The following is a 14,349-nucleotide window of genomic DNA, read 5'->3' on the forward strand; positions in this document are numbered from 1 at the left end:
CTCAGGCCTCCTTGCGGGCGCGGGGGTCGAGGGCGACGTAGGCGATGTCCGCGACCAGGTTCACGGCCAGCACGGTGAACACGACGACCAGCAGGATCCCCTGGAGCAGCGGGAAGTCGCCGGTGAGGACGGCCTGATAGATCTGCCAGCCGACGCCCGGGTAGGTGAAGACGATCTCGGTCACCAGCGAGCCGGTCACCACCAGGCTGATCGACAGCGCGAAGTTGGCGATGGTCGGCAGGATCGCGTTGCGCGCGGCGACCGCCGCCACCCGCCACTGCGGCAGGCCCTTCGCCGCGGCGACCAGGACGTAGTCCTCGTCCATCGTGGTGATCATCAGGTTGCGCATCCCGACCACCCAGCCGGCCAGCGAGGCCAGCACCACGGTCAGCACCGGCAGCGCGCCGTGCTCGACCACGCTGAGCACGAACGGGCCGTTCCAGCCGTGCGTCAGGTCGGCGTCCCGGCCGATGTCATAGCCGTTCTGGTAGGGGAAGAGGCCGCCGAAGAAGCCCAGCGTCATCATCACCAGGAAGGCCAGGATGAAGTACGGCACGGCCTGGAAGAAGGTGGTGGCCGGCAGCAGGCCGTCCAGCAGCCCGCTGCGCTTCCAGCCGATCACGATGCCGCCCACCGTGCCGACCAGGAAGGCCAGTACGGTCGCCGTGCCGACCAGTCCGAGCGTCCACGGCAGGCTCTCGCCCAGGATGGTCGCCACCGGCGAGGACTGCGAGGTGGAGACGCCCAGGTCGCCCCGGAGCAGGTGGCCCAGGTACGTCAGGTACTGCGAGGGCAGGCTCGCGTGGCCCCCGCCGTACTGGGCCTCCAGGGCCTTGATCGCCTCCTGGTCGAGGTTGGCCGAGCGCAGCTTGGACAGCACGTTCTGCAGCGCGCTGCCGGGCAGCAGCCGGGCCAGGAAGAAGTTGGCGGTCACCGCCGCGAAGCCGGCCAGCAGGTAGAAGCCGAGACGGCGCAGGATCGTTCGCATCTGCGGGCGCTCCTTCAGGGCCGCCGGGTCAGGCCGCCGCGGCGGCTGGTCCGGCCGTACCAGAGCGCGCTGTTCTTCGGCGTGCGCCGCTGCGAGGCGAAGTCCACGTAGACCAGGCCGAAGCGCTTGGCGTAGCCGTACGCCCACTCGAAGTTGTCCATCAGCGACCAGGCGAAGTACCCGGCCACCGGCACCCCGGCCTCGATCGCCTCGTGCACCGCGCCCAGGTGCTGGTGCAGGTAGGCGATCCGCTCGGTGTCGTTGACCACGCCCTCGGGCGAGACGTAGTCCTCGCAGGCCATCCCGTTCTCGGTGATCACGATCGGCAGGCCCGGACGCTCCCGGTGCACCCGGTCCAGCAGGTCGCGCAGACCGGACGGGTCGATGCTCCAGTTCATCGCGCTGACCTCGCCGGGCGGCTGGTGGAACGCCACCCCCTCGGCGCCCGACCACGGACTGTGCTCGCTGCGGCCGTGCGCGTCGTTGCGGGCGCCGCCGCCCGCCGAGACCACCGCCGGGGTGTAGTAGTTCAGGCCCAGCTGGTCGATCGGGGCGGCGGCGGTGGCCAGGTCGCCGGGCCGGACCAGCCCGTCCCAGTCCACCAGGTGCGCGGTGTCCGCCAGCAGGTCCTCGTCGTAGGCGCCGCGCAGCATCGGACCGAGGAAGACCCGGTTGCCCACCGCGTCGATCCGCCGGGCGGCGTCCAGGTCCGCCGGGCTTTCCGTGAGCGGCCGGACCTGGTGCAGGTTGAGCGACACCGAGAGCTCGGCGCCGCGCGGCAGCACGGAGCGCAGCGCCGCCGCGCCCAGGCCGTGCGCCAGGTTGAGGTGGTGCGCCGCGCGCAGCGCGTCACCGGCGTCGGTGCGGCCGGGGGCGTGCACCCCGGAGCCGTAGCCCAGGAAGGCCGAGCACCACGGCTCGTTCAGGGTGGTCCAGTGCCGCACCCGGTCGCCCAGCGCCTCGCCCGCCAGCCGGGCGTACTCCGCGAAACGCTCGGCGGTGGCGCGCCGCGGCCAGCCGCCGGTGTCCTCCAACTCCTGCGGCAGGTCCCAGTGGTAGAGCGTGGCGACCGGCGTGATGCCGGCCTCCAGCAGTTCGTCCACCAGCCGCCGGTAGAAGTCCAGCCCGCGCTCCACCGCCGGGCCCCGCCCGGTCGGCTGCACCCGCGGCCAGGACACCGAGAACCGGTACGCGTTGAGGCCCAGCTCCTTCATCAGCGCGACGTCCTCGCGCCAGCGGTGGTAGTGGTCGGCGGCCACGTCACCGGTGTCGCCCCGGTGCACCCGGCCGGGCGTGCGGCAGAAGGTGTCCCAGATCGACGCGCCGCGCCCGTCCTCGTTCGCCGCGCCCTCGATCTGGTACGCGGAGGTGGCGCTGCCCCACAGGAAGCCGGCGGGGAAGCGGCGGACGTCCTCCGCGTCCTCCCGGAGGTTCACGGAGCCCGTGGACTCCGTGGAGTCCGTGGAGTCCACGGAGACGGCGGCGGGGGCCGGTCGGGCCTGGACAGAAGACATGTGGGAGCGCTCCCATTCGTGGGCGTGACGCAAGGCTGCGCTGCGTCGCCGGCCGGGCCGGACGACTGCTGGTGCGGAGGGGGATTTCCGTGGTCCTTCGGCCGGAAGCGCGATACTGGAAGCGCTTCCACGGCCGTGCCGGAAGTTTCGGCTGTGTGAGGTCAGGGTGTCAAGGGTGTTGCCCGGGTGAACCGGAAACAATTTGGAAGCGCTTCCAGTCGCCGCGTGCCCCGCCCCACCTCAACGCCGCCCGCCCCGCCGCCTGCCCGCGCACCACCCCGACGCCCCCACCGCACCCGAACGAATCGCCGCCGCCGGGGCGGGTGGCGGCAGCCGGGGCCGGGTCGCCGATCCGGCCTCCGCCACACGTCAACGCCGTTCGCCGCGCCCCGTCCTGGCGTTCGCGTCGTCCCCGAACCGCCCGGTGAAGCCGGGACCTCGCGCCCTTCCCATCCGCCCCTGCGGGTGTCGCCCGGCTCGCGGCGGGTTCGAGCCCCGGCCGGCCGCCGATCGCGCCGCCGAACATCGGCGCCGTCCGCCGTCCGCCGTCGGCCTTCGGCCTTCGGCCGGAGTCCTGCCCGTGCGTCTGCTGCCGCACCCGACCGGCCCGCCGCCACCGGTGCGGGCGGCGGGTTCCCTCCCGCCCCTCAGCGGGTCCCGCGGGTCGCGGCCGGGGTGGCGGCCGGGGCCGGGAGGGCGGGGGACGGGGCGGACTCCCGGACGGTCAGTCGGGTGGGCAGGATCAGCGGGCTCGGGTCCTGGCCGTCGATCGCGCCGACCAGCATCCGGGCCATCTCGTGGCCCAGGGCCCGCACCGGCTGGTGCACCGTGGTCAGCGGCGGGTTGGTCAGCCGGGCGCTGGCCAGGTCGTCGAACCCGATCACCGCCACGTCCTCGGGCACCCGGCGTCCCCGGCGGCGCAGTTCCCGGAGCGCCCCGATCGCCATGCCGTCCGAGGCGGCGAAGACCGCGTCCAACTCCGGGTGCGCGTCCAGGAGTCGGGCCATCGCCCGGACGCCGCCCTCCTCCTGGAAGTCGCCGGAGGCCGCGTCCAGTAGGGGGACGCCGGCCAGCAACAGGCCCTCGGTGAAGCCCTGTCGGCGGGCCGACGAGACCCGCTGGTCCGCCTGGCCGGTGATCATCACCGGCCGCCGCCGGCCGGTCCGGGCGAAGTGCTCGGCCGCCAGCCGGGCGCCGCCGCGGTTGTCGGCGTCCACGTACCAGCGCGGCTCGCCGGTCAGCGGCAGGCCGCCGAAGACCACCGGGACGCCGGGTTGTTCGCCCAGCCCGCCCAGCGGGTCGTCGCCGTCCAGCGGCATCAGCATGATGCCGTCCGCCCGCCGCGAGCGGACCGTCTGCCGCAGGCGTTCCCGGCCGCGCGGGGTGTTGGCCAGCAGCAGGATCAGCTCCAGGTCGGACTGTTCCAGCGCGGCGCTCACCCCCACCACGACCTCGGCGAAGAAGGGATCGGCGAACAGCCCGGCCTCGTCGCTGGAGGCGGCCAGCACGACCGCGCCGACCTTGCGGGTGGCCAGCGCCCGCGCGGTCGGGTTGGGGACGTAGCCCAGCTCCTTGACCGCCCGCTCCACCGCCTCCCGCTTCGCCCGACTGACGTGCGGCACGTTGTTGATCACGCGCGAGGCGGCGGTACGCGAGACGCCGGCCCGTTCCGCTACTTCGTCGAGGGTCGGCATGCGCCTGGGCGACGGCTCCATCGAAACACTTGCTCCTCGGCTTCACGTGGCGGCGGACACTGCGATGATCCCACGCCCCCGGCCGTCCGGACCGTGACCCACCGGAGCCGACGCCCGCGCACGCCCGGTTTTTCCGGTAGCGCTTCCGGCCGCCGACCCGCCACCCGCCCCACCCCGGGCGCACCGACCGTCCCGGCCGCCACCCGCCCCCGTCCGTCGCCGGGCCGCCCCGACGCCCCGACGTGCGGCACCCGGCCCCCTCGGGCCCGCCCCAACCCGCCCCACCCACCGCTCCGAGCTGTGAAAAGAAGAACCACACCACCCCCTGGCTCCCCTCGGCGGCCACTCCGGACCGCACCTGACCGCCGTCGCGCGGGGCGCCGCCGACCGCCCGCCCATGGCGGCGCCCCCGCCGCCCGGCCGCCCGGCCAGCTCTTGACACGTCCGTCGCGCACCCCCCACCATGAGTGCCCACGGCAGCCCGGGCCGGCGACAAAACTGGAAGCGCTTCCACCCCGCGAGCCTTCCGACGCCCTGTCGACCGCCCCGCCCGCCCCGTGCCTCCCGCCCGCCCGCGCGCACGTACGCACCGCCGCCCGCACCACCGGCCCGTGCCTCCGGCGGCGCGCCGCCCGGCCCCGCGTGCCGCCGATCCGCCGGACTCCGGCGCCGGGCACACCCCGCCGCCGGGCACACCCCCACCCACCCCGCCCCACCCCGTACGAAGGAGACCTTCCCCATGAGCAGAGTGCGACGGTTGCTCGTCCCCGTGGCCTGCGCGGCGCTCGCCTCCGGCGGCCTGGGCGGCGGAGTGGCCGCTGCCGCGTCCGGCACCGCGGCGGTCGACCACACCCTGCCCGGGAACACCCGCTTCTACGTCGACCCCGAGGCCGGGGCGGCCCGGCAGGCGGTCGCCGACCTCAAGGCGGGCAAGGTCCAGGACGCCCTGCGGATGGCCCAGTTGGCCAGCTGGCCGCAGGCGATCTGGCTCGACTACGGCACCCCCGCCGAGATCGGGAAGGTCGTCCGGAAGACCATGCTGGCGGCCAAGGCCACCGGCACCGTCCCGGTCTTCGTCCTCTACAACGTCACCGGCCGCGACTGCAGCTTCTACTCGGCCGGCGGCGCGGCCGACCCGGCGGCGTACCGGGCCTGGGTCCAGGGCGTCGCCGACGGCATCGGCACCGGCCGCGCCGCCGTCATCGTCGAACCCGACGGCCTGGCCCTGCTGCCCAATGACTGCCCCGAGGGCGACCCGGACGGCACCCGCACCGAGCAGCGCTACGCCAACATCCGTGCGGCGGTGGACATCATGGAGGCCCAGCCGAAGACCTCCGTCTACCTCGACGGCGGCAGCAGCAACTGGCAGCCGGTCGGCGAGCTGGCCGGACGGCTGATCAAGGCGAACCTGTCCAAGACCCAAGGCTTCTCGCTGAACGTCTCCAACTACCAGCCCACCGACCAGCTCAACCGGTACGCCACCTGGGTCTCCACCTGCGTCTGGTACGCCACCGAGGGCCCGGCCGAGGCCCGCGGCCGGACCGACACCTGCGCCAGCCAGTACTACTCGCCCGCCGCCCCCAACGACGGACAGCCCGGCAACGCCGTCGACTTCGCCGACCCCTCCACCTGGAAGTGGGTCGACGCCTGGTTCGACCGGACCGTCGGGAAGCCCCCCGTCAAGGACCTCACCCACTACGTCCTGGACAACAGCCGCAACGGCCAGGGCGCCTGGATCCCCCCGGCGGGCAAGTACACCGACGCCGAGCCCTGGTGCAACGCCCCCGGCCGCGGCATCGGCGTCCGCCCCACCGCCGACACCGGCCAACCCCTCGCCGACGCCTACCTCTACGTCAAGACCATCGGCGAATCGGACGGGACCTGCCACCGCGGCACGCCGGGCCCCGCCGACCCCGAGTACGGCAGCGAGGACCCCGCCGCCGGCGCCTGGTGGCCGGACTTCGCCCACACCCTGGCCCGCAACGCCAACCCCGCCCTCACCTTCAACCTCGGCCGCTAGGACCGGACTTCGCCCCCGCCGCGACAACACCACCGGGCCGCCGGATCACCTCCTGGGGGAGGCGCACCCAGCGGCCCGGTGCCACTTCTTCCGAGCGGCCCGACCGCCGGAGGACGGGGACGCAGGCAGCCCAGCCGTCGGAGTCGCCGCACCGGACGGTGTCGCTCCCGGCAAGCAGGACGACGGCCCCGGTCCGCGGGACGCTCCACCTCCCGCTGCCGGAAAAACCGGTGGGCCGGGGTACCGCCGTTCACGATGATGTTCCCGACGCGGGCGCTCCCGTCGGTGTGGCCGATCCGCAGGTGGTGGGTGTCAGGCAGCGAGACGGCGTACTGTCCGGTGCCGGCAAGAGCGGGAAGGCGTCACCGTGAGTTCGATCCACCCCTGCTCATTCCACACTCATTTCACATCGCGAGGCCCAGAGGCACTGCGGCCCACCCCTCTCCACGCGTTTCCGCAGGTCAGGAAAGGTCCTGACCTGCGGAAACGATGAGAGATCAAACCGCGTTTCCGCGGTTCGGAGATGGACCTACAGGTCGTAGTACAGCTCGAACTCGTGCGGGTGCGGCCGCAGCGCGATCGGGGCGATCTCGTGGGTGCGCTTGTAGTCGATCCAGGTCTCGATCAGGTCGGTGGTGAAGACGCCGCCCGCGAGGAGGTACTCGTGGTCGGCCTCCAGGGCGTCGAGGACGGCGCCGAGGGAGGCGGGGACCTGGGGGACGGCGGCGTGCTCGTCGGGGGCGAGCTCGTAGAGGTCCTTGTCGACGGGCTCCAGCGGCTCGATCTTGTTCTTGATGCCGTCCAGGCCGGCCATCAGCATGGCGGAGAAGGCCAGGTAGGGGTTGGAGGACGGGTCGGGGGCGCGGAACTCGATGCGCTTGGCCTTGGCGTTGGAGCCGGTGATCGGGATGCGGATCGCGGCGGAGCGGTTGCGCTGCGAGTAGACCAGGTTGACCGGGGCCTCGAAGCCGGGCACCAGGCGGTGGTAGGAGTTCACCGAGGGGTTGGTGAAGGCGAGCAGCGAGGGGGCGTGCTTGAGGATGCCGCCGATGTAGTAGCGGGCGGTGTCGGACAGGCCCGCGTAGCCCTGCTCGTCGTAGAAGAGCGGGGAGCCGCCGGTCCACAGCGACTGGTGGACGTGCATGCCGGAGCCGTTGTCGCCGAAGATCGGCTTGGGCATGAAGGTGGCGGACTTGCCGGCCCGCCAGGCGACGTTCTTGATGATGTACTTGAACAGCATCAGGTCGTCGGCGGCGTGCAGCAGGGTGTTGAACTTGTAGTTGATCTCGGCCTGTCCGGCGGTGCCGACCTCGTGGTGCTGGCGCTCCACCTCCAGCCCGGCCGCGGCGAGTTCGAGGGACATCTCGGCGCGCAGGTCGGCGAAGTGGTCGACCGGCGGGACGGGGAAGTAGCCGCCCTTGTACTTGACCTTGTAGCCGCGCGCGTCGCCCTCGGCGGAGCCGCTGTTCCAGGCGCCCGCGACCGAGTCGATGTGGTAGTAGGAGGCGTTGGCGGAGGTCTCGAAGCGGACCGAGTCGAAGACGTAGAACTCGGCCTCGGGCCCGAAGTAGGCGGTGTCGGCGATGCCGGAGGAGGCCAGGTACGCCTCGGCCTTGCGGGCGACGTTGCGCGGGTCGCGGCTGTAGGCCTCGCCGGTGATCGGGTCCTGGATGAAGAAGTTGATGTTGAGGTGCTTCTCGGCGCGGAACGGGTCCAGCCGGGCGGTGGCCAGGTCGGGCACCAGGGCCATGTCGGACTCGTGGATGGCCTGGAAGCCGCGGATCGAGGAGCCGTCGAACATCAGGGTCTCGGACGGGTCGAAGGTGGCGGCCGGGACCGAGAAGTGCTGCAGCACGCCCGGCAGGTCGCAGAACCGCACGTCGACGAACTTGATGTCGTTGTCCGCGATGTACTGCTTCACCTCGTCGGCGTTGGTGAACATCCGTACTCCTCCTCGGCGTGCACGTCTGAGTCTCCGTCAGGGGCGACAGGAGCCCCGGTGCAGGGGCTCACGATAGGAACGACCCGTTTCCGGCTCGTGACTCGCTTGTTTCCCACATGTTAACCGGGCCATTCGGGCGGGCGGCAAAGCGGTACGGTTCCGGGCAAATTCCCGGCCCCGCCGGGCCGTAGATCCGCAACTGGTCCAGACCACTTGTGGCAGTCGGGCGCACCGGGTTCACCCCGACGGGAAACCCGGCGGCGCGCCGCCGCCCGGGGCCGCCACCGGCCCCGGCCGTAAGCCCGGTTAGGGTGGATTCGTGGACACCAGAGAAGCACTCGGATCGTGGATCGACGGCCCGAAGGCGGCCGCCGAGAAGATGGGCGCCGAATTCGGCTACCGCGGCGAGCGCCTCGGCCTCCCGCGCACCGGGCCCGGTTCGCTGGCCGGCCCCGGCCGCCGGATCGGCGCGCTGTTCGTCGACGGCTGGCTGGTCAGCCTGGTCGCGTACGGGCTGCTCGCGGGCGGCGAGCGGAGCACCGCCAACCTGTGGACCACCCCGCTGTTCTACGCGGTGACGGCGCTGTTCCTGGCCACCACCGGCACCACCGTCGGCAAGCGCCTGTTCGGCCTGCGGGTGGTCCGGCTGGACGGCACCCGCGCCACCATCCCGCAGGTGCTGCTGCGCACCCTGCTGCTCTGCCTGGTCGTCCCGGCCGCCGTCTGGGACCGCGACACCCGCGGCCTGCACGACAAGGCCGTCGGCACCGTCGAGGTCCGGATCTGAGCCGCTCCCGGCCGAGCGCCCCGGTAGACGGCCGAGCGTCCCCCCGAGACGGCCAAGTGTCCCCCGAGGCGGCCAAGCGCCCCCCGAGCGGCGCCGGAACATCGAACGGCCCCACTCGCGGAGGGGAACCTCGCGGGCGGGGCCGTGGTGCGGAACGGGGGAGTCGCGCCTAGCGCATGCCGCCCTTGGGCATCCGGGCGCCCTTCGGCATCGGGCCCTTGGGGATCGGCGCCTTGGAGAGCAGGTCGCCCAGGGCGCGCAGCCGGTCGTTGGTCTCGGTGACCTGGGCGGCGCTGATCGACCGGGGCAGGCGCATCAGGTGGATCTGCAGCTTCTTGAGCGGGATCTGGCCCTCGTCGTTGCCGACCATGATGTCGTGCACCGGGATGTCGCCGACGACCCGCGCCATCTTCTTCTTCTCGGACACCAGCAGCGGCCGCACCCGGTTCGGATTGCCCTCGCCGATCAGCGCGATGCCGGCCCGGCCGACCGCTCGGTAGACCGCGTCCTGGCTGCGGGTGACCGCCACCGGGGTCTGGTTCGCGCTCCAGCCGCGCCGGATGTTGCCCAGCACCGCCGCGACCGCGCCCGGCTGGCCCTCCATCTGCCCGAACGCGGCCCGCTCGGCCCGCCGGCCGAACACGATCGCGACCGCCAGCACCGCCACCACGAAACCGAGGATGCCCAGGTAGACCGGGTGGTCCAGTGCGAAGCCGATGGCGAGGAACACGCCGAAGGTCAGCAGGCCGACGCCGGCGATGATCAGGCCGATCTTGGTGTCGACCTGCTTGGTCATGACATATGCCTGGCGGATCTGTGCGAGCCGCCCAGGAGTATCGGATTTTTGCCTCGCCATACCGCTCATGGTACGTGGCGGCACACGCGATCATCCAAGGCGGTGCCGGTTCGTGACCCTGGTCTTTCCCCGAGGAGGCCCCGGCTCCCGCCGGGGGTCCGCCCCGGCCCCCACCAGGGGTTCAGGCGCCGCGTCCGAACACCTGCCCGGACTGCTCGCGTTCGCCCGCCAGCCGCCGGTTCTCGCACACGGCGGCCCACGCGTTGCGGCGCGCGCCGCGGATCAACAGCATCTGCTCGGCCCGCCGAAGGGCGATCCGGATTCCGGTACGCATGACCACACCAACTCCTCGACCCGGGTACCGCTCCAGCGTCCCGGACGCCCGTTACCGTACGGTGACCCGTCCGTCAATGCCACGTGAAACGTCGGCGCTTAGCCCGGACGCGCCGGAGGGACGGGCCCGGACGGACCCGTCCCTCACCGGCCCGGACGGACCCGTCCCTCACCGGTACGGCCCGGCACCCGGCGAGCACCCCAGCGCCCCGCGGGCAGCACCCGCACGGACGCGACGCGGTCAGACCGCGGCGGCCCGCTCCCGGTGCTCCAGCGCCTGCCGGTACAGCCGCCCGGCCCGGTACGAGGAGCGCACCAGCGGACCGGACATCACCCCGGCGAAGCCCAGCTCCTCGGCCTCCTGCTGGAGCTCGACGAACTCCTGCGGCTTCACCCAGCGCTCCACCGGGTGGTGGCGCAGCGAGGGCCGCAGGTACTGGGTGATGGTGATCAGCTCGCAGCCGGCGTCGACCAGGTCGGCCAGCGCCTCGCTGACCTCCTCGCGGGTCTCGCCCATGCCCAGGATCAGGTTGGACTTGGTGACCAGCCCGGCCGCCCGGGCCTGGGTGATCACGTCCAGCGAGCGCTCGTAGCGGAACGCCGGGCGGATCCGCTTGAAGATCCGGGGCACCGTCTCGACGTTGTGCGCCAGCACCTCGGGGCGGGCGGAGAAGACCTCGGCGAGCTGCTCGGGGACGGCGTTGAAGTCCGGGATGAGCAGTTCGACGCCGGTGCGGCCGGCCTCGCGGGCGGCGGTCATCGCGTGCACCTGGCGGACCGTCTCGGCGTATAGCCAGGAGCCGCCGTCCGCCAGGTCGTCGCGGGCGACGCCGGTGATGGTGGCGTAGTTCAGGTCCATCGTGACGATGGACTCGGCGACCCGGCGCGGCTCGTCCCGGTCGAACTCGGCGGGCTTGCCGGTGTCGATCTGGCAGAAGTCGCAGCGGCGGGTGCACTGGTCGCCGCCGATCAGGAAGGTCGCCTCGCGGTCCTCCCAGCACTCGAAGATGTTGGGGCAGCCGGCCTCCTGGCAGACCGTGTGCAGCCCCTCCTTCTTCACCAGGGACTGCAGGGCGTTGTACTCCGGCCCCATCTTCGCCCTGGTCTTGATCCACTCGGGCTTCCGCTCGATGGGGGTCTCGCTGTTGCGGACCTCCAGCCGGAGGAGCTTCCTGCCGTCGGGTGCGACAGCGGACACGATGCGACTCCTAGAACTAGACGGGGTACCCCTCAGGGTACGCCTGCGCTTCAACGGCCGGCGCCCGGCCCGGGGCTTGCCTTCGAAAGGCAACGCGCGGCGCGCCGCGCCGATTCCGCTACCGGACGCCATCGGGCGGTGACCGGCCGCCATCGGCCCGCTACCGGACGGTCACCAGCCCGCTACCGGACGGCGGCCACCGGCTCGGGCAGCTCGGCGAGCACCTCGGCCAGCTTCCGCTCGACCGCCGCCACCGCGTCCGGCACCCCGAACGGCCGGGCCAGCTCCCCGCTCAGCGAGGCCACCCCGGCGTCCCGGATGCCGCACGGGACGATCTTGTCGAAGTACGTCATGTCCGGGTCGCAGTTCAGCGCGAAGCCGTGCATGGTCACGCCGCGGGCCACCCGCACGCCGATCGCCGCCAGCTTCCGGTCGTCGCCGCGCTGGCCCGCGTTGGACGGCGCGTACTCGGGTCCGGCCAGCCGCGGGTCGATGCCCAGCGGCAGGCCCATCCGCAGGGTCAGCTTGCCGATCTCCACCACCTGCGCGGGGTCGACCACCGCGCCGGGGATCTCCGCGCCCAGCTTCCACACCCCGCTGCGGCCCTCGATCCGGGTGGTCTCCACGCCGAACTCGCCGCAGGCCCGGATCAGCGCCTCCTCCAGCCGCCGCACGTACGCCACCACGTCGATCGGGTCCGGCAGCTTCACGATGGGGTAGCCGACCAGCTGCCCGGGGCCGTGCCAGGTGATCTCCCCGCCGCGGTTGACCTCCACCACCGGCGTCCCGTCCAGCGGCAGGTCGGCCGGGTTGGTGCGCTTGCCCATCGTGTACACCGGGTCGTGCTCCAGCAGCAGCACGGTGTCCGGGATCTCGTCCGCGACCCGCAGCGCGTGCAGCCGCTGCTGCTCCGCCCACGCCTCCTGGTAGGGGACGGTCCGCTCGCCTATCCCCATCCGCACGAACCGCACGTTCTCGCTCACCACAGCACTCCCTGCCGGCCGACCAGCCCAACCTCACCACTGTACGCCCGGCCCGGGCACGCCCGGCCCGCCGCGGGCCGGTCCGCTCAGCCCCCCGCCAACAGCTGGAGCCGCAGCGCCAGCTGGAGCTCCAGCGCCCGCTCCGGCTGGTTCCAGTCGCGGCCCAGCAGCACCTCCACCCGGTCCAGCCGCTGCACCACCGTGTTCACGTGGACGTGCAGCAGGTCCTTGGCCCTCGTCAGGCCGCCGCCGCAGTCGAAGTAGGCGCGCAGGGTGCGCACCAGCTCGGTGCCGCGCTTGGCGTCGTAGTCGAGCAGCGGGCCCAGGGTGGCCCGGACGAAGCCGTCCACGTCGTGCCCGTCGCCCAGCAGCACGCCCAGGAAGCCCAGGTCGGCCGCGCACGCCCCGTCCCCGGCCCGGCCCAGCACCCGCAGGGCCCGCACGCAGCGCACCCCCTCCGCGTACGCCGCGGCCAGCGCGACCGGGCCGTTCGCGGCGCGGCCGGTGCCGACCGTGACCGGGCCGCCCGCCAGCCGGGCCAGCCGCTCGGCCGCGAGCGCGGCCACCGCGCCGTCGCCGCCGCCCTCGTGCGGCACCAGCAGCACCACGCCCTCGCCGAACTCGGCGCTGATGCCGCGCGAGCCGAACAGGTACCGGGCCGCCGCCCCGGCCAGCCGGCCCTGGGCGAGGGCGTCCTCGGCGACGGCCACCAGGGCCAGGTGCGGCCGGTTCAGGTCGACGCCCAGCCGCCGACCGCGCGCGGTCAGCCCGGCCGGGTCGCGGCCGGGCGCGGTCAGCAGGTCGGCCAGCAGCTCGCCGCGGACCCGGTTCTCGGTCTCGGCGACCGAGCGGCGCAGCAGGAGCAGCAGCGCGGTGACGACGCCGGCCCGCTCGAACACCCGCCGGTCCGCGTCGTCCAGCTCGGGCCGCCCGTGCAGCACCAGCGCGCCCAGCAGCTCCTGCCCGGCCAGCACCGCGCACACCCACTCGGTGCCGTGCCGGACCGCGTGGCCCCCCGCGCGGGAGGCGGTGACCGCCTCGGCCAGGCCGTCGGGGGCGCCGCCGGGGCCGGTCAGCGGGGCGCCCTCGGCGTCGTGCACCGAGGCCGCGCCGTCCAGCAGCGCGGCCACCTCGGCGGCCACGTCGGCCACCTCCGCGCCGCGCAGCACCAGGTCGGTGAGCCGGTCGTGGGCCTGCTCGGCGCGCTGGACGGCGGCGGCGTGCGCCCGGATGACGGCGTTGGCGGCGGCCAGTTCGGCCAGCGCGGCCCGGGTGTCGGCCAGCGACTTGGCGGTGTCCAGGGCGATCGCGGCGTGCGCGGCCAGGGTGCACAGCAGCGCGACCTCGTCGGGGGAGAAGGCCCGCGGCGAGCGGTCGGCGGCGAACAGCACGCCGATCACGGTGCCGCCGAGCAGCAGCGGCACCCCGATGATCGCCACCAGGCCCTCGTCCAGCACGCCCGCGTCGATCTGCCCGGTGTGCCGGAACCGCTCGTCGACCCGGTAGTCGTGGCTGGCGTAGGGCCGGGCGGTCTGCGCGACCAGGCCGCCCAGACCGTCGCCCAGGCTGAGCCGCAAGGTCTGGAAGATCGGCGAGACCGAGCCGTCGGTGACCCGCATGTACGTGTCCCCGGCCCGCTCGTCGGGGAGGGTCAGGTACGCGGTGTCGGTGCCCAGCAGCATCCGGGCCCGCCGGACGATGGCCTGGAGCACCGCGTCCAGGTCGCGGGAGGCGGCCAGGTCGCCCGCGGTGTCGAACAGGGCGGTCAGCTCGGCCTCGCGGCGGCGGTGCTGGCGCATGGTCCGGTGCACCCGCAGCGCCTGCCAGGTGGCGTCGTCGATCTCGGTCAGCACCTCGGCGGGCGCGCCCCGGCGGCGGGCGTCGGCGAGCACCTCGCCGAAGTCCTCGGTGGCGGCGCCGGTCGCCAGCAGGTCGAGGAGTCTGCGCAGCGCCGGCGCGGCGGTGGTGTGGCGGTCCATGCGGTCTTCCCTGTCACTAGTGCCCCCCGTGGCCCTCGTGCCCCCCGGCCCGCCGCGGGAACGGGCCGGGGCCGCGCCCCCGGTCGCCCGGTGACGCGGCCCTGATCCTGCCGAA

The 14,349-nt window shown here is 73.6% G+C and carries 11 protein-coding genes; 2 read left to right on the forward strand and 9 right to left on the reverse strand.

Annotated elements, in window-relative coordinates; all coding sequences use genetic code 11:
• Window position 1: 1 nt before the first annotated feature.
• The 3 genes from K353_RS09035 to K353_RS09045 form a co-directional block, all read right to left on the reverse strand.
• Window positions 2–988: an ABC transporter permease gene (locus tag K353_RS09035; protein WP_111553062.1), complete on the reverse strand. Its 987-nt coding sequence runs from the start codon at window positions 986–988 to the stop codon at window positions 2–4.
• A 14-nt stretch (window positions 989–1,002) separates the two neighbouring features.
• Window positions 1,003–2,502 (reverse strand): GH1 family beta-glucosidase, encoded by a 1,500-nt coding sequence (locus tag K353_RS09040; protein ID WP_111553063.1) that lies wholly within the window; start codon window positions 2,500–2,502, stop codon window positions 1,003–1,005.
• Between the two features lie 647 nt (window positions 2,503–3,149).
• A complete protein-coding gene (locus K353_RS09045; protein WP_111553064.1) occupies window positions 3,150–4,217 on the reverse strand; it encodes a LacI family DNA-binding transcriptional regulator in 1,068 nt (355 codons plus the stop codon).
• 718 nt (window positions 4,218–4,935) lie between these two features.
• On the opposite strand from K353_RS09045, the gene K353_RS09050 reads away from it, so the two are divergent.
• Window positions 4,936–6,216, forward strand: a complete 1,281-nt coding sequence (locus K353_RS09050; protein ID WP_233533461.1) for a glycoside hydrolase family 6 protein — start codon at window positions 4,936–4,938, stop codon at window positions 6,214–6,216.
• A gap of 529 nt (window positions 6,217–6,745) precedes the next feature.
• Here K353_RS09050 and glnA read toward each other — a convergent pair.
• Window positions 6,746–8,158 (reverse strand): type I glutamate--ammonia ligase, encoded by a 1,413-nt coding sequence (gene glnA / locus K353_RS09055; RefSeq protein ID WP_111553066.1) that lies wholly within the window; start codon window positions 8,156–8,158, stop codon window positions 6,746–6,748.
• Window positions 8,159–8,477: 319 nt separating this feature from the next.
• Here glnA and K353_RS09060 point away from each other — a divergent pair, with 319 nt between their 5' ends.
• Window positions 8,478–8,945 (forward strand): RDD family protein, encoded by a 468-nt coding sequence (locus K353_RS09060; RefSeq protein ID WP_111553067.1) that lies wholly within the window; start codon window positions 8,478–8,480, stop codon window positions 8,943–8,945.
• 169 nt (window positions 8,946–9,114) lie between these two features.
• Here K353_RS09060 and K353_RS09065 read toward each other — a convergent pair whose 3' ends face one another.
• From K353_RS09065 to K353_RS09085, 5 genes are all read right to left on the reverse strand, one after another.
• Entirely contained in the window at window positions 9,115–9,801 is a 687-nt protein-coding gene (locus K353_RS09065; RefSeq protein ID WP_111553068.1) for a DUF4191 domain-containing protein, read from the reverse strand.
• Between the two features lie 121 nt (window positions 9,802–9,922).
• Entirely contained in the window at window positions 9,923–10,075 is a 153-nt protein-coding gene (locus K353_RS09070; RefSeq protein ID WP_199528046.1) for a hypothetical protein, read from the reverse strand.
• Window positions 10,076–10,315: 240 nt separating this feature from the next.
• Window positions 10,316–11,272 (reverse strand): lipoyl synthase, encoded by a 957-nt coding sequence (locus K353_RS09075; protein WP_033254401.1) that lies wholly within the window; start codon window positions 11,270–11,272, stop codon window positions 10,316–10,318.
• Window positions 11,273–11,454: 182 nt separating this feature from the next.
• A complete protein-coding gene (gene lipB, locus K353_RS09080; protein WP_233533480.1) occupies window positions 11,455–12,228 on the reverse strand; it encodes a lipoyl(octanoyl) transferase LipB in 774 nt (257 codons plus the stop codon).
• 113 nt (window positions 12,229–12,341) lie between these two features.
• Entirely contained in the window at window positions 12,342–14,234 is a 1,893-nt protein-coding gene (locus tag K353_RS09085) for a GAF domain-containing protein (protein WP_111553070.1), read from the reverse strand.
• Window positions 14,235–14,349: the final 115 nt, after the last annotated feature.

This window comes from Kitasatospora sp. SolWspMP-SS2h (assembly GCF_003259315.1).
In the GTDB taxonomy this organism is placed as follows: domain Bacteria; phylum Actinomycetota; class Actinomycetes; order Streptomycetales; family Streptomycetaceae; genus Kitasatospora; species Kitasatospora fiedleri.